This is a genomic window from Cognatishimia activa, from assembly GCF_017798205.1.
Classification (GTDB): domain Bacteria; phylum Pseudomonadota; class Alphaproteobacteria; order Rhodobacterales; family Rhodobacteraceae; genus Cognatishimia; species Cognatishimia activa_A.
This window is the reverse complement of sequence record NZ_CP060010.1, coordinates 3,124,464-3,143,824: the sequence shown is the minus strand read 5'-3', so window position 1 is coordinate 3,143,824 and position 19,361 is coordinate 3,124,464. Positions and strand designations below refer to the sequence as shown.

Below are 19,361 nucleotides of genomic sequence, written 5' to 3'. Positions count from 1 at the left end.
TATGTCAGACCTACGCAAGATCATCATCGACGAGCAAGAAGTGGAAGTAGACGGCGCGCTGACGCTGATCCAGGCCTGTGAACAGGCCGGGGTCGAGGTGCCGCGCTTCTGCTATCACGAGCGCCTGTCTATCGCGGGCAACTGTCGGATGTGTCTTGTAGAGGTGGTCGGCGGGCCTCCGAAGCCTGCAGCGTCCTGTGCGATGCAGGTACGTGACTTGCGGCCTGGTCCCGAGGGCCAGCCGCCTGTGGTCAAGACCAACTCGCCAATGGTGAAGAAGGCGCGCGAAGGCGTGATGGAGTTCCTTCTGATCAACCACCCGCTGGATTGCCCGATTTGTGACCAAGGCGGTGAATGCGATCTGCAGGATCAGGCAATGGCCTATGGTGTGTCAGGCTCCCGCTTTAAGGAAGCCAAACGCGCGGTGGATGATCTGGATCTGGGTCCGCTGGTCGGCACTGTGATGACCCGCTGCATTTCCTGCACCCGCTGCGTGCGTTTCACGACTGAGGTCGCGGGCATCAACCAGATGGGCCAGACTGGTCGTGGCGAAGACGCCGAGATCACCAGCTATCTGAACCAGACTTTGGACAGCAACCTGCAGGGCAATATCATTGACCTCTGCCCAGTTGGTGCGCTGACGTCTAAGCCATATTCCTTCACCGCCCGCCCATGGGAGCTGACCAAGACCGAGACCATCGATGTGATGGACGCTTTGGGTTCCAACATTCGCGTGGACACCAAGGGTCGCGAAGTCATGCGGATCATGCCGCGCAACCATGATGGCGTGAATGAGGAGTGGATTTCCGACAAAACCCGTTTCGTCTGGGACGGCCTGCGCCGTCAGCGTCTGGATCGCCCCTATGTGCGTGAAAACGGCAAGTTGCGTCCGGCAAGCTGGCCTGAGGCTCTGACCAAAGTGGCCGAGGCCATGAAGGGCAAGAAAGTCGCGGGTCTGATCGGCGATCTGGTGTCTGTTGAGGCGACGTATGCGCTCAAGGCCTTGGTCGAAGGGCAGGGCGGTAGCGTTGAATGCCGCACCGACAATGCGCGCCTGCCGATTGGCAACCGCGCGGGTTACGTGGGCACGGCCTCTGTCGAAGACATCGATGCCGCCAAATACATCATGCTGATCGGCACGAACCCTCGGGTAGAGGCTCCGGTTCTGAATGCACGGATCCGCAAGGCGTGGATCAATGGCGCGAATGTAGGTCTGGTGGGTGAAGCCGCTGATCTGACTTATGACTACCACCACGCAGGCACCGACCGCAAAGCGCTCGGCACTCTGTTGGGCGGGAAGCATGGTCCGGTGCTGGATGTGCCGTCCGTTGTGATCGTCGGCCAGGGTGCTTTGAACGAAGCGGATGGGCTCGCGGTCCTCGCGGCCGCTCAACAGCTCGCTGCGGAAACCAAGTCGAAACTCTTGGTTCTGCACACCGCAGCCAGCCGTGTGGGTGCAATGGATGTGGGTGCGGTTACCGAGGGCGGGCTTTTGGCCGCAACCGAGGGTGCCGAGGTCATCTACAACATGGGCGCCGATGAGGTCGACATCGACCAAGGCCCATTTGTGATCTATCAGGGCTCTCACGGCGACCGTGGCGCGATGCGCGCGGATGTGATCCTGCCGGGTGCCGCCTACACAGAGGAAAACGGTCTGTTCGTGAACACCGAAGGCCGCCCACAGCTGGCCATGCGCGCGAACTTTGCGCCGGGTGAGGCGAAAGAGAACTGGGCGATCCTGCGGGCGCTCTCTGCCGAACTTGGGGCGACGCTGCCTTACGACAGCCTCGCGCAACTGCGCAATGCGCTGGTGACGGACGTGCCGCACCTCAAGAAAATCGACGAAGTCATTGAAAACGAAGGCGAAGCGCTGGCGACGGACAGCCTCGGCAATGCGGATTTCCGCAACGCGATCAATGATTTCTATCTGACCAACCCGATTGCCCGCGCCTCAACCTTGATGGCAGAGCTATCGGCCAATGCCAAAGCGCGCAAAGATGCGCCGCTGGCTGCGGAGTAAGACCGAGAATGGGGGCAACATTGCATAAGGCACTGACTTCGCTGGCGCTGGTCGCCGGCCTGTCGGCTTGCACGATGCAAGAGGGCTCTGTCACCCGCGAGGTGTCGGATTTGTCCCCAAGCTATGACGGTATTCAAACCACGCTTTTGGATGGTGATCTGGTGAATTTCCACGTGGAAATGCAGAACGCCCGAGACCCCGAAGCGCTGGATGACTATGCCGAATGTGCCGCCGCGCAATATGCGCTGATCCGCGGCTTTGGATTTGCGCGCCACGTGCGCACAACAATTGAAATCGAGGGCGATAAATGGCTCGGAGATGCGGTCTATACCGTGTCGCCTGCTTTGCCCCGTGGGCTTAAGACCATTGACGCAGAAGTCACGGTCGCGGCCTGCGAAGAAAACGGAATACCCACGGTGTGAGGACCAATGGCTGAATTTCTGACAACCCCTCTTGGAATAGGCGTCATCATCGTCGCGCAAGTGCTTGCTGTTGTGGGCTTTGTGATGATCTCGCTTCTGTTCCTTGTCTATGGGGACCGCAAAATCTGGGCGGCTGTGCAAATGCGGCGTGGCCCGAACGTGGTGGGGGCCTGGGGCCTTTTGCAAACCGTCGCGGATGCGTTGAAATATGTGGTGAAAGAGATCGTTGTGCCTGCGGGTGCGGATAAAACGGTCTTTATGCTGGCGCCGCTGACGTCCTTTGTGCTGGCGCTGATTGCCTGGGCGGTGATCCCGTTTAATGACACATGGGTTTTGTCCGACATCAACGTGGCGATCCTCTATGTCTTCGCGGTCTCATCGCTTGAGGTTTACGGCGTGATCATGGGCGGTTGGGCGTCTAACTCGAAATACCCATTCCTAGGGAGCTTGCGCTCTGCAGCTCAGATGATCTCTTATGAGGTCTCTATCGGTCTGATCATCATCGGCATCATCATTTCCTCTGGCTCCATGAACTTCGGCGACATCGTCCGCGCGCAGGACGGAGACTATGGCTTCTTCAGCTGGTACTGGCTGCCGCATTTCCCGATGGTCTTCCTGTTCTTTATCAGCGCCTTGGCGGAAACCAACCGCCCGCCGTTCGACCTGCCCGAAGCGGAATCCGAACTGGTGGCTGGCTATCAGGTGGAATATTCCTCAACGCCGTTCCTTTTGTTCATGGCCGGTGAATATATCGCCATCTTCCTGATGTGCGCGCTTACGTCGCTCTTGTTCTTTGGCGGTTGGTTGTCCCCGATCCCGGGCATTGAGGATGGTGCACTTTGGATGGTCGCTAAGATGGCCTTCTTCTTCTTTGTCTTTGCGATGGTAAAGGCAATCACCCCGCGCTACCGCTATGACCAGCTGATGCGTATTGGTTGGAAAGTCTTCCTGCCGATGTCTCTGATCTGGGTCGTGATCGTGGCGTTCCTCGCGAAATTTGAGGCCTTTGGCGGCGCCTATGCCCGCTGGGCGATCGGAGGCTAAGGATGGCAAACATCGACTACACCCGCGCCGCGAAATACTTTCTGCTGGCGGATTTCATCAAAGGCTTCCAGCTGGGTCTGAAGTATTTCTTCGCCCCCAAAGCGACGCTGAACTACCCGCATGAAAAAGGGCCGCTGAGCCCGCGTTTCCGCGGTGAACACGTGCTGCGCCGCTATCCCAACGGCGAAGAGCGCTGCATTGCCTGTAAACTTTGCGAAGCGATCTGCCCGGCGCAGGCGATCACCATTGACGCGGAACCCCGCGAAGACGGCAGCCGCCGGACCACGCGCTATGACATCGACATGACGAAATGCATCTATTGCGGCTTCTGCCAAGAGGCCTGCCCGGTGGATGCGATCGTCGAAGGCCCGAATTTCGAATTCGCCACCGAGACCCGTGAAGAGCTGTTTTACGACAAAGAAAAGTTGCTTGCGAATGGCGACCGTTGGGAAGCCGAGATCGCGCGCAATCTGGAATTGGATGCACCCTACCGATGAGCGATCCAAAGAACCCATTCGAAGCGATGATCGCGCAGTATCAGGACATGGCCAAGGCCATGAACCCTGCGCTGGAATCCTTCACGCCTAAGGGGTTTGAAAACCTCTGGCCGACCATGCCCAAAGACATGATGGAAATGTTCTTTGGCAATACGCTGAACAAAGACGGGCTGGACGCCAAGACGCGCCTTTTGCTGACGCTCGCGGCTTTGACCGTTCTAGGCGGGCAGGCTGAATCTCAGGTCCGCCTGACCGTGCGCCACCTGCTTGAGGCGGGCGCGACGAAACAGGAAATCGTCGAATGTATCGGACAGATGTCCATGTTCGCCGGCATCCCTGCCATGACCAAAGTGATGGAACTCGCGCAAGAGGTTCTGGCTGAATCCGAGGAAGATGACACATGACTATCGCTGCATTTGCCTTTTACCTTTTCGCGATCTCAGTGGTCGCAGGCGGGCTGTTTACCGTGATCAGCAAGAACCCGGTGCATTCTGTGCTCTGGCTGATCCTGTCTTTCCTCAGCTCTGCCGGGCTTTTCGTTCTGCTGGGGGCTGAGTTCGTCGCGATGCTCTTGATCATCGTCTACGTGGGGGCGGTCGCGGTGCTGTTCCTCTTCGTGGTGATGATGCTGGATGTCGACTTTGCCGAGCTTAAGGCCGGCATGGCGCAATATCTGCCGATTGCCTTGCTGATTGGGGTGGTTCTGCTGATGCAATTCGGTCTGGCCTTTGGCGCCTGGACCGAAGCCGAGAACGCGCAGGCGCTGCGTGAGGCGGTTGCGCCTGAGGGTGTGACGAACACTGCGGCTCTGGGCCTTTTGATCTATGATCAATATTTCATGCTGTTCCAACTGGCGGGGTTGATCCTGTTGGTGGCGATGATCGGAGCCATCGTGCTGACCCTGCGCCACCGTCGCGACATCAAGCGTCAGAACGTATTGGAGCAGATGTGGCGTGATCCGGCGCAAGCTATGGAATTGAAAGATGTGAAACCGGGGCAGGGACTCTGACCCGATTTCTGAAAGAAATCGACGCGTTTTCTTTGCAAGAAAACGGGACCGACGCAAAGACCGAGGGACAAAAATGATAGGTCTAGAACATTATCTTACGGTGGCAGCCACGCTGTTCGTCATCGGCATCTTCGGGCTCTTTTTGAACCGGAAGAATGTGATCATCCTGCTGATGTCAATCGAACTGATGCTCTTGGCGGTGAACATCAACCTTGTAGCCTTCTCCAGTTTCCTCGGAGATCTGGTCGGGCAGGTTTTCACGCTCTTTGTCCTGACGGTTGCGGCGGCAGAAGCGGCGATTGGTCTCGCGATCCTCGTCAGCTTCTTCAGAAACCGCGGCACGATCGCGGTCGAAGACGTCAACGTGATGAAAGGCTAATCGGGCATGGAAACGATCATCCTTTTTGCCCCACTGGTGGGCGCCATCATCGCAGGCTTTGGCTGGCGATACATCGGAGAAACGGCGGCGCAATATGTGACCACCGGCCTTTTGTTCCTTGCCGCTCTGCTGAGCTGGATTGTGTTCCTGACCCACGGGTCTGAAACCGAGCAGATCCACATCCTGAACTTCATTCAATCAGGGTCTTTGGACACCAGCTGGTCGATCCGTCTGGACCGTCTGACCTCGACCATGTTGATCGTTGTGACCACGGTTTCCGCGCTCGTGCACCTGTATTCGTTCGGCTACATGGCGCATGACGAGAACTTTGATCACGATCAAAACTACAAAGCGCGCTTCTTCGCCTACCTCAGCTTCTTCACCTTTGCGATGTTGATGCTGGTGACCTCTGACAACCTTGTTCAGATGTTCTTTGGCTGGGAAGGCGTGGGCGTCGCGTCCTATCTGTTGATCGGGTTCTACTGGAAGAAACAGAGCGCAGGGGCGGCGGCGATCAAAGCCTTTGTGGTGAACCGTGTGGGTGACTTTGGCTTTGCGCTGGGGATTTTCGCGCTGTTCATGCTGACCGACAGCATCAACTTTGATGTGATCTTTGCCTCTGGCCCAATGTTAGCTGAAACCTCCGTGCGGTTCCTTTGGACCGACTGGAACGCGGCAAACCTGATCGCCTTCCTGCTGTTTGTTGGCGCAATGGGCAAATCGGCGCAGCTGATCCTGCACACCTGGTTGCCCGACGCGATGGAAGGCCCGACCCCGGTTTCCGCGCTGATCCACGCGGCGACCATGGTGACCGCAGGTGTTTTCCTTGTCTGCCGCATGTCTCCGATCATGGAGTTCGCGCCTGAGGCGATGATGTTCGTGACTTTCCTCGGTGCGACCACTGCGTTTTTCGCGGCGACCGTGGGCCTCGTTCAGAACGACATCAAACGCGTGATTGCATATTCGACCTGTTCGCAGCTCGGCTACATGTTCGTAGCCGCAGGCGTTGGCGTGTATTCGGTCGCAATGTTCCACCTGTTCACACACGCCTTCTTCAAAGCGATGCTCTTCCTTGGCGCGGGCTCCGTCATTCACGGCATGCACCACGAGCAGGACATGCGGAACTATGGCGGTCTGCGCAAAAAGCTGCCCTATACGTTCTGGGCGATGATGATCGGTACTTTCGCAATCACCGGCGTTGGTATTCCACTCAGCGGCTACATCGGCTTCGCGGGCTTTGCTTCGAAAGACGCAGTGATCGAGAGCGCCTATGCGGCAACCAACGGCGGCTATGCTTTCTGGATGCTGGTCGTGGCGGCTCTGTTCACGTCTTTCTACAGCTGGCGTCTGATCTTCCTGACCTTTTACGGAAAACCACGGGGCGACATGCACACCCATGAACACGCGCATGAAAGCCCGCGCGTCATGCTGATCCCACTTGGGGTTCTGGCGGTTGGCGCGGTCTTTGCCGGTGCGATCTGGTATGGCAGCTTCTTTGGCAAAACCAATGAGGTCGTGAAGTTCTTTGGCGGTCACTATGAAGAACCCGCAAAAGAGCTGGCTGCAGCCGTTGCCGAGAACAACCCGAAAGCGTCCAAGCTGAAATACGTGATGGCGGATGAGCCGGGCGAAGCAGCGATTTATATCAAACCAGAAAACACCATTCTGCACGAAGCGCACTACGTGCCGACCTGGGTGAAACTCTCGCCGTTTGTGTCGATGCTTCTGGGCCTAATCGTCGCGCTTTGGTTCTACATTTGGGACCCAAGCATGCCGCGCAAAGTGGCCGAGAGCCAGCGTCCGCTCTACCTGTTCCTTTTGAACAAATGGTACTTTGACGAGATCTATGACTTCCTCATCGTGCGTCCCGCGCAGGCCCTGGGCCGCTTCCTGTGGAAACGCGGAGATGGAACGGTCATTGATGGCTTCCTCAATGGCGTTGCCATGGGCATCGTGCCCTTCTTCACCAAACTCGCTGGCCGCGCGCAGTCGGGCTACATCTTTACTTACGCATTCGCCATGGTGATCGGCATCGCCGTTCTCGTGACCTGGATGACCTTCTCCGGAGGATCCCACTAATGGATAACCTTCTTTCCATTGTGACCTTCATCCCGCTGGCGGCTGCAGCTATCCTGCTCGTCTTCCTGCGCGGAGACGACGCTGCTGCGCAACGCAACGCCAAATGGGTGGCCTTGATCGCGACCACGATCACCTTCCTTGTTTCTCTGTTCATTCTGGCTGAGTTCGACCCGAACAACACCGGCATGCAGTTTGTCGAAGAACGCGAGTGGCTCTTGGGGCTTCAGTACAAGATGGGCGTGGACGGGATTTCGGTTCTGTTTGTGATGCTGACGACTTTCATGATGCCGCTGACGATTGCCGCGTCCTGGGACGTAAAGCACCGCGTCAAAGAATATATGATTGCCTTCCTGCTGCTGGAAACGCTGATGCTTGGCGTGTTCATGGCGCTGGATCTGGTGCTCTTCTATCTGTTCTTTGAAGCAGGCCTTATCCCGATGTTCCTGATCATCGGTATCTGGGGCGGCAAGAACCGCATCTATGCGAGCTTTAAGTTCTTCCTCTACACCTTCCTTGGCTCTGTGCTGATGCTGGTGGCGATGGTGGCGATGTTTGCTGATGCGGGCACGACTGACATTCCGACCCTGATGAACCACACCTTCGCGTCCGAGAGCTTCTCGATCCTAGGCGTGCATATCGTTGGCGGTCTGCAGACGCTCCTGTTCCTGGCCTTCTTTGCCTCTTTTGCGGTGAAAATGCCGATGTGGCCCGTGCACACCTGGTTGCCAGATGCGCATGTTCAGGCGCCGACGGCGGGGTCTGTGGTTCTGGCTGCGATCCTGTTGAAAATGGGGGGCTACGGCTTCCTGCGCTTTAGCCTGCCAATGTTCCCGATCGGGTCCGAGGTCCTTACCGACCTCGTCCTGTGGATGTCCGCGATTGCGATTGTCTACACCTCGCTGGTGGCGCTGGTGCAGGAAGACATGAAGAAGCTGATCGCTTATTCATCCGTTGCGCACATGGGCTACGTGACAATGGGGATCTTTGTTGTGAACCAGCAGGGTATCGATGGTGCGATCTTCCAGATGCTGAGCCACGGCTTTATCTCTGGCGCGCTCTTCCTTTGTGTGGGCGTGATCTATGACCGGATGCACACCCGCGAGATCGACGCCTATGGCGGTCTTGTGAACCGCATGCCGGCCTATGCGCTGATCTTCATGTTCTTTACCATGGCCAACGTCGGCCTGCCGGGCACCTCGGGCTTTGTCGGGGAATTTCTGACGCTGATGGGCGCCTTCCAGAAAAACACCTGGATCGCAGCGATTGCGACCTCGGGCGTGATCTTCTCGGCGGCCTATGCGCTATGGCTCTATCGTCGGGTTGTCATGGGCGATCTGATCAAAGAGAGCCTCAAGACCCTCAAAGACATGACCCCGCGCGAGAAATGGATTTTCGCGCCGCTGGTGGCAATGACCCTGATCCTGGGTGTCTATCCATCGCTGGTCACCGACATCATTGGCCCTTCGGTTGAAGCGCTGATTGCTAACTATGACACCGCCGTTGCGCATATGGCTGATGCCGCGCACGCTGGCGACCATTAAGGAGAGACGGGAATGATCTCTGCTGATCTGACAATCGTTCTGCCGGAAATTCTACTGGCGATCTACGCAATGGTCGCGCTGGTAGGCGCGGTGTACACAGGCAAAGACGGGCTTGCGGGTCTGTTGACCTGGGTGACATCTCTGATCTTTGTGCTGCTGGCGGCCTGGATCGGCTTTGGCGAGGGCGGCACGCAAACCGCGTTCAACGGCATGTACAATGACGATGCCTTCTCGCGTTTTGCCAAGGTGACGATCCTCTTGTCTGCGGCGGCTGTTTTGGTCATGGGCCAGGACTATATGGCGCGCCGGAACATCCTACGGTTTGAGTACCCGCTGCTGGTGGCGCTGGCCGTTGTCGGCATGATGGTGATGGTTTCGGCCGGAGACCTCATGGCGCTTTACATGGGCCTCGAGCTGCAATCGCTGGCGCTCTATGTGGTTGCGTCTTTGCGTCGGGATTCTGTGCGCTCGACCGAGGCGGGCATGAAGTACTTCGTGCTGGGCGCGCTGTCCTCAGGTCTGCTGCTTTATGGCTCTTCGCTGGTTTACGGCTTTGCAGGCACCACGAATTTCGCGGGCATCATTCAGGCAGTGGGTGAGGGCCATACCCCTCTGGGTCTGCTCTTTGGTTTGGTGTTCATCGTGTCTGGCCTCGCGTTCAAAGTCTCGGCGGTTCCGTTCCACATGTGGACGCCCGACGTCTATGAGGGCGCGCCCACCCCGATCACGGCTTTCTTTGCAACCGCGCCTAAGATGGCGGCGATGGGGCTGTTTGCCCGCGTTGTGCATGACGCTTTCGGTGGCGTGGTCGGCGACTGGCAACAGATCGTGGCCTTGCTGTCGCTCTTGTCCATGTACCTTGGTGCGGTCGCAGCAATCGGGCAGCGCGATATCAAGCGTCTGATGGCCTATTCCTCGATTGCTCATATGGGATTTGCGCTGATGGGCTTGGCGGCTGGTACGGCCTTTGGCGTGCAGGCGATGCTGATCTATATGGCGATCTATGTGACCATGAATATCGGCACTTTTGCCTTTATCCTGTCGATGGAAAAAGACGGGATGCCCGTCAGCAAAATTGATGCGCTGAACATGTACGCAAAACGCGAGCCAGGCAAAGCGCTGGCGATGCTGATCCTCTTGTTCTCGCTGGCAGGTGTTCCGCCGCTGGTAGGCTTCTTTGGCAAGTTCTATGTGCTGCGCGCGGCCTATGATGCAGGCTTGGCATGGCTAGCGGTGGCCGGTGTGATCGCCTCGGTGATTGGCGCGTTTTACTACCTGCGGATCGTCTACTTTATGTACTTCGGTGAGGATCAAGACGGGCTCGACAAGAACCGCAGCCCGGTACTGAGCGTCTTCCTGATGGGCTCAGCAGCTGCGATGCTCTTTGGTGTGATCAACCTCTTTGGCGTTGAGACTCTGGCACAGGTTGCGGCGGCGGCTTTGGTCAACTGAAGCAGCTAAACGAATTGACGAAAGGCGCGCCCGCAAGTGGCGCGCCTTTTGAGTATTTGGAGCAAGATGAATATGACGGAGTGGCCTGAAGGATATGGGCGGCGGATCTTGGCTGAGGTCGATAGCACCAATGCCGAGGCCGCGCGTATGGCGGCGGATCTGGCGGGGCCGACGTGGATCTTGGGTCTAAAGCAGACGGCGGGCCATGGGCGGCGAGGGCGTGTTTGGAGCCATCCTGAGGGGAATTTTGCCGGTTCTCTGGTGATGCGGCCAGCAGCGCAGGCCAGTGAGATGGCGAAGCGCAGTTTTGTGGCGGCACTGGCGCTGCATGATGCGCTGAGTGATGTGACCGGGCAGGGCGCGCGGTTTTCGCTGAAGTGGCCCAATGACATTTTGCTGAATGGCGGCAAGGTTGCGGGTATCCTTCTGGAGAGCGCAGGTGGGCCGGGCGGGATCATCAGCCATATCGCGATTGGCATGGGAGTGAACCTTGCGGCTGCGCCTGATGTGGGCGAGGTTGAGGCCTGGGCCACGCGGCCGGTGTCGCTGTTGTCTGAGACCGGTGTTCTCGTGACGCCCGAAGAGTTTCTGGACGTTTTGGCCCCGGCATTTGCCCGTTGGGAGGCGCAGATTGCGACCTATGGGTTTGAGCCGATCCGAACCGCTTGGCTCTCGCGCGCAGCGAAAATCGGTGAGGTCATAACAGCACGCACCATGCGCGAGGAATGGACCGGGACCTTTGAGACAGTGGACAACGAGGGCAATCTCGTGTTGAAGACCGCTCAAGGCGTCGTGGCGATCCCGGCGGCGGATGTGTTTTTCTAAGGGGGCGAGATCATGCTTCTGGCCATCGATTGCGGCAACACCAATACGGTTTTCTCGATTTGGGACGGGGAAAAATTCCTCTGCACGCTGCGAACATCCACCCACCACGCACGTACGGCGGATGCCTATTTCACTTGGTTCTCGACGCTTATTAAGCACTATGAGCTGGAGTTGGACATCAAGGACGTGATCATCTCGTCCACGGTGCCGCGGGTTGTGTTTAACCTACGCGTCTTTGCGGATCGGTTCTTTGATTGTCGTCCGCTGGTGGTGGGCAAGCCCGAATGCTTGTTGCCGATAGAGCCGCGTGTCGATGAAGGCACGCTGGTTGGCCCTGACCGGCTGGTCAATGCAGCGGGCGCTTATGATCGCCATGGCGGCGATCTGATCGTTGTGGATTTCGGCACTGCGACCACTTTTGATGTTGTGGCCGCGGATGGGGCCTATATTGGCGGGGTGATCTCGCCCGGTGTGAACCTCAGCCTTGAGGCCTTGCATCAGGCGGCGGCAGCCCTACCTCATATCGACATCGCTAAGCCTCAGAAGGTGATTGGCACGAACACAGTGGCCTGTATGCAATCGGGCGTGTTCTGGGGCTATGTGGGGCTGGTGCGTGAGGTCTGTGACCGCATCAAAGCCGAGCGCGATCGGCCGATGAAAGTGATTTCTACGGGGGGGCTCGCCCCGTTGTTCCAACAGAGCCATGCGTTGTTTGACGCATTCGAAGATGACTTAACGATGCACGGTCTGACCGTGATCTATGATTATAACAAGGACAACTGACGACATATGAGCAGTGAAAGATTGATCTACCTGCCCCTCGGTGGGGCGGGTGAAATAGGCATGAATGCCTATGTGTATGGCTATGGCAAGCAGGGGTCGGAACGGCTGATCCTGGTGGATCTGGGCGTGACGTTTTCAGATATGGAGACCTCGCCCGGTGTCGATCTGATTTTCCCTGACATGACCTGGCTGATCGAGAACAAAGACCGCCTGGAGGCGATCTTTATCACCCATGGGCACGAGGACCATATTGGGGCCGTGGGTCATTTCTGGGATCGCCTGGGCGCGCCGGTCTATGCGCGGACGTTTACGGCCAATCTGGCGCGGCGCAAGATGGTGGATCATGGGCAGCCCGAAGAGGCCGTGAAGACCGCCTCGACCTGGCCTGAAACGGTTTCCGCAGGACCGTTCACCGTGGGCTTTCTGCCTGTAAGCCACTCGATCCCCGAAAGCGGCGCTTTGGTGATTGATGGCCCGGCAGGGCGGGTCATTCACACCGGAGACTTCAAGCTGGATGAAACACCTGTGGTGGGTGAGCCGTTTGATCCGGACCTTTGGGCCTCGGTCAGCAAAGGCGGGGTGCAGGCGCTGGTTTGTGACTCAACCAATGTGTTTTCCCGCCATGAGGGCCGTTCTGAGGCCACGGTCGGCCCAGAGATCGAGAAGCTCGTCTCGGCTGCGCCCAATATGGTGGCGGCGACGACCTTTGCCTCTAACGTAGCGCGCGTTAAGACGCTGGCAGAAGCAGGACATCGGGCAGGGCGCTCGATCTGTCTCATGGGTCGTGCCATGCGGCGCATGATTGAAGCGGCGATTGAGACCGGCGTTCTGAGTGACTTTCCAAAGGTCGTCAGCCCAGAGGATGCTCAGAATATCCCGCGCGAGAACTTGATGCTTCTGGTGACCGGATCCCAAGGCGAACGGCGCGCAGCGACGGCACAACTGGCGCGGGGCAAGCACAATGGGATGACCTTGAAAGAGGGTGACCTGTTCCTGTTCAGTTCGAAAACCATTCCGGGCAACGAAAAAGGCGTCATTCGCATCGTCAACCAACTCTCGGAATTGGGCGTGGATGTGGTGGATGACAGCTCGGGGCTCTATCACGTGTCTGGCCATGCCAATGGGCCGGATCTGGAGCGGTTGCAGGATATTGTGAACCCAAAGATGGTTGTGCCGATGCATGGCGAACACCGTCACCTGCGCCAGCATGCGAAACTGGCCGAGGCCAAGGGGCGCGCCTCTGTGGTGGCTGTGAATGGCACGATGCTGGATCTGACGGGCGATGCACCCAAGGTCACGGAGTTTGTCGAAACTGGTCGCACCTATCTGGACGGCAAGGTCAAGATCGGCGCGCTGGATGGTATTGTGCGCGACCGGATCCGCATGGCGCTGAATGGGCATGCGATTGTGAATGTCATTCTGGATGAGGACGACGAGCCATTGGGCGAACCATGGGTTGAGTTGATGGGTCTGCCAGAGCAAGGCAGCAGCTTTGCGCCTTTGGTGGATGTGCTGGAAGAAGACCTAAGCCAATTTCTAGGCCGTGCAGGGGAAAAGACCCTGGCGGATGATGACAAGCTCACCGAGGGGATGCGGCGTGTGTTGCGGAACTCTGCCATGGGCGAGATCGGCAAAAAGCCTGAGGTGACGGTGATTATCAGCCGGATGAGCTAAGGCGCTGGCTATAAACGAAAAAAGCCCTCTCGATTTGAGAGGGCTTTTTGTTTGTCTTCGTGCGTTTAGCTCGCGCGGCGCTCGTCAAAGCTGAGGGCGATAAAGCTTGGCATATGATCGCCCATGCCCACGACATTGTCGTCGCGCCCGCGACCTCCACGGCCGCCACGTCCACCGCGAGAGCGGCTTTGGTTTTGCGACTTGCCGTTGGTTTCCTTGACCGGAGCCTCATCGCTGCGCGCCTCGCTTGGCTCGGGCGATTGCTCTTCGGTCTTGGCTTTGCGCGGCTTGCGCTCCGCCGGCTTAACCGGGTTTTCGATGCGCGGGATCTCTTTTTGGATCAGCGCTTCGACCGCGGCAAATTGTTTTTCGTCGCGTGGCGAGCAGATCATGACAGCTTTGCCAGAACGACCTGCGCGGCCGGTCCGACCGATACGGTGCACATAGTCCTCGGCGTGGCCAGGCACGTCGAAATTGAACACATGGGTCACGTCTGGGATGTCCAGACCACGCGCGGCCACGTCAGAGGCCACGAGGAACTGAAGATCGCCATTGCGGAATTCATCCAGCGTTTTCATCCGCTGAGACTGATCCAAATCGCCGTGAATTGGGGCCGCGTTCAATCCGTATTTCTTCATGGATTTCGCGCAGATATCCACGTCAGTCTTGCGGTTGCAGAAGATGATCGCGTTGGTGCAGGTCTCGCCCTCAAGCTTGATTAGCTCGCGCAGAACCTTGCGTTTTTCGCTGCCTTCGCGGTCGCGACGGCTGGCTTTGAACATGACCACGCCTTGTTCGATATTCTCGGATGCGGTCGCCTGACGGGCCACTTCCACGCGCACAGGGGCAGACAGGAAGGTGTCTGTGATCCGCTCGATCTCTGGTGCCATGGTGGCCGAGAAAAACAGGGTCTGGCGTGTGAACGGCGTGAGGCCAAAGATACGTTCGATATCTGGGATGAAGCCCATGTCGAGCATCCGGTCCGCTTCGTCTACAACCATGACTTTCACGTCCGAGAGGATCAGCTTGCCGCGCTCGAAATGGTCCAAAAGGCGGCCCGGTGTGGCGATCAGAACATCGACGCCTTTGTCGATGATCGCTTCCTGTTCCTTAAAGCTGACGCCGCCGATCAAGAGCGCTTTGGTCAGCTTGAGGTTCTTGGAATAGGCATCAAAGTTTTCAGCAACCTGTGCGGCCAGTTCTCGTGTCGGGCACAATACCAAAGACCGCGGCATCCGTGCGCGGGCACGGCCACGGGCCAAAAGCGAGATCATTGGCAGGGTGAAGCTGGCAGTCTTGCCAGTTCCGGTCTGAGCAATGCCCAAGACGTCCTTGCCCTCTAGGGCAGGCGGGATGGCACCAGCTTGGATAGGGGTCGGGCTTTCGTAGCCCGCGTCTTCGACGGCTTTGAGAACCTTGGGGTTCAAATCAAGGTCGGAAAATTTTGTCATCTGTATCCATTTTTTGCGGATGCTGCCGTCCCATTGCAGCGTCGTTTGCACGCAAGAAGCGCACGTTCGGGGCAGGGGTTATATGACTAGCCTTAGACGGTCCAGCCCCTAGTTTTGGCGACCTCTAAGATTGCAGCCCGTGCGACAATTACCACGCACATTGTTGCCCATCTGGAAACACTATAGCACAAAATCGGGAAAGTGTTTCTGAACCTTCTGTGAAAGCCCAAGAGCATAGCTGCGCAGCAATCCGTGCGCATTCAGCTGCGCGCGCAGCTCTGGCGTGGCCAGACAGACCTCTTCGAAAAAGGCGCGAAGGTCGTCTTTGCCGCTGGTTTGCAGCGACGAGAACATGACATGTTTCGAAACGCGCCCAGAGGCCGGGTTGATATTTTTCCCCAGGTCTTCGCGATAAGAGCCTTTGGTCAGGCGAAACTCCATGATCTGGAGCCATTTCTCCCAGCTTTCGATATGCCGGTGGCACAGTTCAACACCGGGCAGAGGCGGGTCGGCGATGTCGGTCTTTGATTTGTCCTCGGCCAGATGAAAGGCGCGGTGGATGCCGAAATGGATCCTGCCTTGGCCCATGCGCAGGAATTGCTTGCCAGCGGTGTGGCTGATGAATCCGTCTTTGAACATGCCGCCAAACGTCGGATAAAGCGCGGCTTCGAGTTCCTTGCTGCCCTGACCCTCTTTCGGGCGTGCCTTGCAGTAGGTGATCTCTGGATCCAGCCCAATGTGATCCTCAACGCAGAGGCTTTCGCAGGGAAAGACACGGGCGCAGATGGCGCTGGCGGGCATACCCATCAGGGCCTGTTCAATCGATGTTTCAGGACAGAGGAATTCATCCACATCGATATGGGCGAGCCAATCCAGATCCTTGCTTTCGCGGTAGATGCGCGAGGCGCTCTCGACCTGGCGCACTTGGTGTTTCTTGGGAACATAGCCGCAGGTTTCACGCCAATAGGCGCGGTCGGTGCGGATGGCGCGGCACTTGGTGTGCGCATTTAGCGCGGCCTCTGCCTCTGGATTGTCATCATCCAAGCAGATGGTGATCTGCGACGCACCAAGCTCGAGGTGGTAGGCCGCGAATTTCAGGATATCAGCCGCCGAGGCTTTGATCGTGGAAACGATGCCCCAGCGTGCCAAGGTTTACACCATCATCTCTTTGGTGGCGCTCAGCGTCACGTCGGGATAATCGCGGCCCACACGGTCGATGTCCCACTGCAGGCGCGTCAGATAGACGATATCGCCGTCGTGGTCATGGCTGATGTGCTGTTTGTTGGCGTTGGCGAATTTCTCAACCGCATCCTTAGGCCCATGCACCCAACGCGCCGAGGTAAACTGGCTGGCTTCGAAACGCACGGGCAGGCCGTATTCCATCTCGATCCGGCTGGCGAGGACCTCAAATTGCAGCGCCCCGACGACGCCGACGATAAAGCCAGAGCCAATCGCGGGTTTGAACACTTTGGCCGCGCCTTCTTCGGCGAATTGCATCAGGGCTTTTTCCAGATGTTTCGATTTCATCGGATCGCCCGCGCGCACGCCTTGCAAGAGTTCCGGCGCAAAGGACGGGATGCCGGTGACTCGCAGAGCCTCGCCCTCGGTCAGCGTATCGCCGATGCGCAACTGGCCGTGGTTTGGAATACCGATGATGTCGCCGGCCCAAGCCTCTTCGGCCAGCTCGCGGTCAGAGGCGAGGAAGAGCACAGGGTTTGACACGGCCATCGGCTTTTTCGTGCGCACATGGGTCAGTTTCATGCCGCGTTTGAAGTGGCCCGACGCCATGCGCACAAAGGCCACGCGGTCGCGGTGTTTTGGGTCCATATTGGCCTGAACCTTGAACACAAAGCCTGCGACTTTCTTTTCTTCGGGTGCCATTTGGCGTGGCTCGGCCGATTGCGGCTGAGGCTCGGGCCCGTATTGGCTGATCCCGTGCATCAGTTCCTGCACGCCGAAGGAGTTGATCGCAGAGCCGAACCAGATCGGCGTCATATGCCCCTCAAGTACCGCTTGCGGGTCAAGCTGGGGCAGGAGTTCTTTGGCCATCTCGACTTCTTCGAGGAACTTTTCCAAGAGATCCGCTGGCACATGTTCCGCCAGCGCTGGGTCGTCCAGCCCTTTGATTTCAATGGATTCTGCGACCTTGTTACGATCCGCGCGGTCCATCAGTTCCAGACGGTCGCGCAACAGATCATAACAGCCGACAAAATCGCGACCCACACCGATGGGCCAGCTTGCAGGCGTCACATCAATCGCGAGGTTTTCCTGAATTTCGTCGATGATCTCAAAGGTATCGCGGCTTTCGCGGTCCATCTTGTTACAGAAGGTCAGGATCGGCAGATCCCGCAGCCGGCAGACCTCAAAGAGCTTCTGTGTCTGGCTTTCCACGCCCTTCGCGCCGTCAATCACCATGACGGCGGCGTCCACGGCCGTCAGCGTGCGGTAGGTGTCCTCGGAAAAGTCAGAGTGACCCGGTGTGTCCACCAGATTGAAGCGAAACCCGTCAAAGTCAAAGGACATCGCCGAGGCCGACACGGAAATCCCGCGGTCCTGTTCCATCTTCATAAAGTCAGACCGCGTCCGGCGTGCCTCGCCTTTCGCGCGCACCTGACCCGCCATCTGGATCGCACCGCCATAGAGCAGGAACTTTTCCGTCAGGGTCGTCTTGCCAGCATCCGGGTGGCTGATGATCGCAAAGGTGCGACGGCGCGCGATTTCGGGCGGCAATTCGGGGCGATTTGGTGCACTGTCTAACATGAGCGCAGCTATAGGCGGCTAATGGCGCGCGCGCAATATCGCTTGGCGGGTTAGGCCTTGATATTGATCAGCTCGTAGGGCGTTTTTGGATGCAACAGCATATCCGTGCTCAGGTGAGTCTTCTTTACGCAGCCCTGAGTGTCGAGGCTTGCATAAAGGTTGGCTGAAATATGCTGACCCGTGTCAGACATTAGCGTGATGCTGCAATCCAGAACCATGCCTCCGGGTTTGGCGTTTGCCTTGCGCGCGTACACTTTCTGCATGGGCAGGGGCAGGACATTCGCGTTCAATTCATACCGATCCCCCAGACACAGATCGCGGGAAATGGAAAATCCGTCGCCGATATTCGCACCATCCGTGACCAGAAGTGCATCACCGGGATAGGCGGACATATGACCGCGCGCAGAGCTTTGTTTCTGTGGCATGACCCCTAAGGTCCTTTCGACTTGCGTTTGTGTCCAGATGACGCACAAATATGGCGGAAGTTTGGTAGGATACCGCGCCGGTTGCACAGTTTTGCCGCAATTGCAGAGGTGTCAAAGAAGCGAGGATTTACGATGGATTTGGGGATCAAAGGCAAGCGCTCTCTGGTCTGTGCAAGCTCAAAAGGCTTGGGGCGGGGCTGCGCGGAGGCTCTGGCAGAGGCAGGCGTTGATTTGGTGATGAACGCGCGGGGCTCTGAGGCGCTAGAGGCTACGGCGCAGTATATTCGCGACACCTATGGCGTGGATGTGGTGACGGTTGCAACAGATGTGACCACGCCGGAAGGGCAGGCCGAAGTGCTGGCCGCTGCGGGCAACGTGGATATTTTGGTGACCAATGCAGGTGGCCCACCTCCGGGACTTTGGTCTGATTGGGAGCGCGAGGATTTCATAAAGGCGCTGGACGCCAATATGCTGACGCCGATTGCTTTGATGAAAGCACTGTTGCCGGGCATGATGGAAAAGGGCTGGGGCCGCGTGGTCAATATCACCAGCCAATCGGTCAAAGCGCCGATCCCAGTGTTGGGCCTATCCAATTCGGCACGCGCGGGTCTGACGGGCTATGTGGCGGGCACGTCTCGGCAGGTGGCTCCGCATGGGGTGACGATCAACAACCTGCAGCCGGGTATTCATGCCACCGATCGCGCCGAGTCTTTGGACACCAGCGTTTCGCAAGCCGAGGGGATCTCGATGGACGACGCCAAAGCGCGCCGCGAAGCAACTATCCCCGCGCGTCGCTATGGCACGTCGATGGAGTTTGGTCGCACCTGCGCCTTCATGTGCTCTCAGCATGCTGGATTCATGGTCGGTCAGAACATTCTGCTGGATGGTGGTGCAACAAACTCCACCATGTAACTCGCTTATGCTCACAATTCCGTGGGATCACAGGCTTTTCTCTATCGCGGTCAAATTGCCGCTGCTAGAGCGGGCTAAATAGCGATCT

18 protein-coding genes are annotated in these 19,361 nt (G+C 57.8%); 14 read left to right on the top strand and 4 right to left on the bottom strand.

All coding sequences use genetic code 11. The annotated features are described in order from the left end of the window. Window position 1 precedes the first annotated feature (1 nt). From nuoG to HZ995_RS15485, 13 genes are all read left to right on the top strand, one after another. Window positions 2-2,020 carry an NADH-quinone oxidoreductase subunit NuoG gene (gene nuoG / locus HZ995_RS15545; protein ID WP_209356560.1) on the top strand — a complete coding sequence of 673 codons (2,019 nt, stop codon included), beginning with the start codon at window positions 2-4 and terminating at the stop codon, window positions 2,018-2,020. 8 nt (window positions 2,021-2,028) lie between these two features. Beyond that, window positions 2,029-2,442 carry a hypothetical protein gene (locus HZ995_RS15540; protein WP_209356559.1) on the top strand — a complete coding sequence of 138 codons (414 nt, stop codon included), beginning with the start codon at window positions 2,029-2,031 and terminating at the stop codon, window positions 2,440-2,442. Window positions 2,443-2,448: 6 nt separating this feature from the next. Further along, window positions 2,449-3,486, top strand: coding sequence for an NADH-quinone oxidoreductase subunit NuoH (gene nuoH, locus HZ995_RS15535; RefSeq protein WP_209356558.1), 1,038 nt, complete (start codon window positions 2,449-2,451; stop codon window positions 3,484-3,486). A 2-nt stretch (window positions 3,487-3,488) separates the two neighbouring features. Beyond that, the gene (gene nuoI, locus HZ995_RS15530; protein WP_209356557.1) at window positions 3,489-3,983 is read left to right on the top strand and encodes an NADH-quinone oxidoreductase subunit NuoI; all 495 of its coding nucleotides are present in this window, start codon (window positions 3,489-3,491) and stop codon (window positions 3,981-3,983) included. Further along, entirely contained in the window at window positions 3,980-4,387 is a 408-nt protein-coding gene (locus HZ995_RS15525) for a carboxymuconolactone decarboxylase family protein (protein WP_209356556.1), read from the top strand. Before nuoI ends, HZ995_RS15525 begins: the two co-directional genes overlap by 4 nt. Further along, window positions 4,384-4,992: an NADH-quinone oxidoreductase subunit J gene (locus HZ995_RS15520; protein WP_209356555.1), complete on the top strand. Its 609-nt coding sequence runs from the start codon at window positions 4,384-4,386 to the stop codon at window positions 4,990-4,992. Before HZ995_RS15525 ends, HZ995_RS15520 begins: the two co-directional genes overlap by 4 nt. Before the next feature lie 73 nt (window positions 4,993-5,065). Beyond that, the gene (gene nuoK, locus HZ995_RS15515) at window positions 5,066-5,371 is read left to right on the top strand and encodes an NADH-quinone oxidoreductase subunit NuoK (protein ID WP_072794219.1); all 306 of its coding nucleotides are present in this window, start codon (window positions 5,066-5,068) and stop codon (window positions 5,369-5,371) included. Between the two features lie 6 nt (window positions 5,372-5,377). Beyond that, entirely contained in the window at window positions 5,378-7,450 is a 2,073-nt protein-coding gene (nuoL, locus tag HZ995_RS15510) for an NADH-quinone oxidoreductase subunit L (protein ID WP_209356554.1), read from the top strand. Continuing rightward, on the top strand, window positions 7,450-8,991 hold the full coding sequence (locus HZ995_RS15505; protein WP_209356553.1) for an NADH-quinone oxidoreductase subunit M: 1,542 nt from the start codon (window positions 7,450-7,452) through the stop codon (window positions 8,989-8,991). The genes nuoL and HZ995_RS15505 overlap by 1 nt, the downstream gene beginning before the upstream one ends. Window positions 8,992-9,003: 12 nt before the next feature. Next, a complete protein-coding gene (gene nuoN / locus HZ995_RS15500; protein ID WP_209356552.1) occupies window positions 9,004-10,443 on the top strand; it encodes an NADH-quinone oxidoreductase subunit NuoN in 1,440 nt (479 codons plus the stop codon). Window positions 10,444-10,515: 72 nt separating this feature from the next. Next, window positions 10,516-11,268 carry a biotin--[acetyl-CoA-carboxylase] ligase gene (locus HZ995_RS15495; protein ID WP_209356551.1) on the top strand — a complete coding sequence of 251 codons (753 nt, stop codon included), beginning with the start codon at window positions 10,516-10,518 and terminating at the stop codon, window positions 11,266-11,268. A 12-nt stretch (window positions 11,269-11,280) separates the two neighbouring features. Beyond that, entirely contained in the window at window positions 11,281-12,051 is a 771-nt protein-coding gene (locus HZ995_RS15490) for a type III pantothenate kinase (RefSeq protein WP_209356550.1), read from the top strand. 6 nt (window positions 12,052-12,057) lie between these two features. Further along, a complete protein-coding gene (locus tag HZ995_RS15485) occupies window positions 12,058-13,725 on the top strand; it encodes a ribonuclease J (RefSeq protein WP_209356549.1) in 1,668 nt (555 codons plus the stop codon). A 65-nt stretch (window positions 13,726-13,790) separates the two neighbouring features. Here the strand turns inward: HZ995_RS15485 and HZ995_RS15480 are convergent, their stop codons facing one another. The 4 genes from HZ995_RS15480 to HZ995_RS15465 all read right to left on the bottom strand — a co-directional run bounded on the left by HZ995_RS15480 (window position 13,791) and on the right by HZ995_RS15465 (window position 18,361). Further along, window positions 13,791-15,176: a DEAD/DEAH box helicase gene (locus HZ995_RS15480; protein ID WP_209356548.1), complete on the bottom strand. Its 1,386-nt coding sequence runs from the start codon at window positions 15,174-15,176 to the stop codon at window positions 13,791-13,793. 180 nt (window positions 15,177-15,356) lie between these two features. Next, complete coding sequence (locus HZ995_RS15475; protein ID WP_209356547.1) at window positions 15,357-16,325, bottom strand: glycosyltransferase family 2 protein; 969 nt, start codon at window positions 16,323-16,325, stop codon at window positions 15,357-15,359. A 3-nt stretch (window positions 16,326-16,328) separates the two neighbouring features. After that, complete coding sequence (locus HZ995_RS15470; RefSeq protein ID WP_209356546.1) at window positions 16,329-17,936, bottom strand: peptide chain release factor 3; 1,608 nt, start codon at window positions 17,934-17,936, stop codon at window positions 16,329-16,331. Between the two features lie 50 nt (window positions 17,937-17,986). Next, window positions 17,987-18,361, bottom strand: coding sequence for a hypothetical protein (locus HZ995_RS15465; RefSeq protein WP_209356545.1), 375 nt, complete (start codon window positions 18,359-18,361; stop codon window positions 17,987-17,989). Between the two features lie 132 nt (window positions 18,362-18,493). Here HZ995_RS15465 and HZ995_RS15460 point away from each other — a divergent pair, with 132 nt between their 5' ends. Continuing rightward, entirely contained in the window at window positions 18,494-19,273 is a 780-nt protein-coding gene (locus tag HZ995_RS15460) for an SDR family oxidoreductase (protein WP_209356544.1), read from the top strand. Window positions 19,274-19,361 lie beyond the last annotated feature (88 nt).

Bases quoted from the DNA above. Each gene is read 5' to 3' on its own strand.
- HZ995_RS15485 (WP_209356549.1), top strand. From the start codon at position 12,058: ATGAGCAGTGAAAGATTGATCTACCTGCCCCTCGGTGGGGCGGGTGAA.
- HZ995_RS15480 (WP_209356548.1), bottom strand. From the start codon at position 15,176: ATGACAAAATTTTCCGACCTTGATTTGAACCCCAAGGTTCTCAAAGCC.
- nuoI (WP_209356557.1), top strand. From the start codon at position 3,489: ATGGCAAACATCGACTACACCCGCGCCGCGAAATACTTTCTGCTGGCG.
- HZ995_RS15505 (WP_209356553.1), top strand. From the start codon at position 7,450: ATGGATAACCTTCTTTCCATTGTGACCTTCATCCCGCTGGCGGCTGCA.
- HZ995_RS15525 (WP_209356556.1), top strand. From the start codon at position 3,980: ATGAGCGATCCAAAGAACCCATTCGAAGCGATGATCGCGCAGTATCAG.
- nuoG (WP_209356560.1), top strand. From the start codon at position 2: ATGTCAGACCTACGCAAGATCATCATCGACGAGCAAGAAGTGGAAGTA.
- nuoH (WP_209356558.1), top strand. From the start codon at position 2,449: ATGGCTGAATTTCTGACAACCCCTCTTGGAATAGGCGTCATCATCGTC.
- nuoL (WP_209356554.1), top strand. From the start codon at position 5,378: ATGGAAACGATCATCCTTTTTGCCCCACTGGTGGGCGCCATCATCGCA.
- HZ995_RS15540 (WP_209356559.1), top strand. From the start codon at position 2,029: ATGGGGGCAACATTGCATAAGGCACTGACTTCGCTGGCGCTGGTCGCC.
- HZ995_RS15490 (WP_209356550.1), top strand. From the start codon at position 11,281: ATGCTTCTGGCCATCGATTGCGGCAACACCAATACGGTTTTCTCGATT.
- HZ995_RS15470 (WP_209356546.1), bottom strand. From the start codon at position 17,936: ATGTTAGACAGTGCACCAAATCGCCCCGAATTGCCGCCCGAAATCGCG.
- nuoK (WP_072794219.1), top strand. From the start codon at position 5,066: ATGATAGGTCTAGAACATTATCTTACGGTGGCAGCCACGCTGTTCGTC.
- HZ995_RS15520 (WP_209356555.1), top strand. From the start codon at position 4,384: ATGACTATCGCTGCATTTGCCTTTTACCTTTTCGCGATCTCAGTGGTC.
- HZ995_RS15460 (WP_209356544.1), top strand. From the start codon at position 18,494: ATGGATTTGGGGATCAAAGGCAAGCGCTCTCTGGTCTGTGCAAGCTCA.
- nuoN (WP_209356552.1), top strand. From the start codon at position 9,004: ATGATCTCTGCTGATCTGACAATCGTTCTGCCGGAAATTCTACTGGCG.
- HZ995_RS15495 (WP_209356551.1), top strand. From the start codon at position 10,516: ATGACGGAGTGGCCTGAAGGATATGGGCGGCGGATCTTGGCTGAGGTC.
- HZ995_RS15465 (WP_209356545.1), bottom strand. From the start codon at position 18,361: ATGCCACAGAAACAAAGCTCTGCGCGCGGTCATATGTCCGCCTATCCC.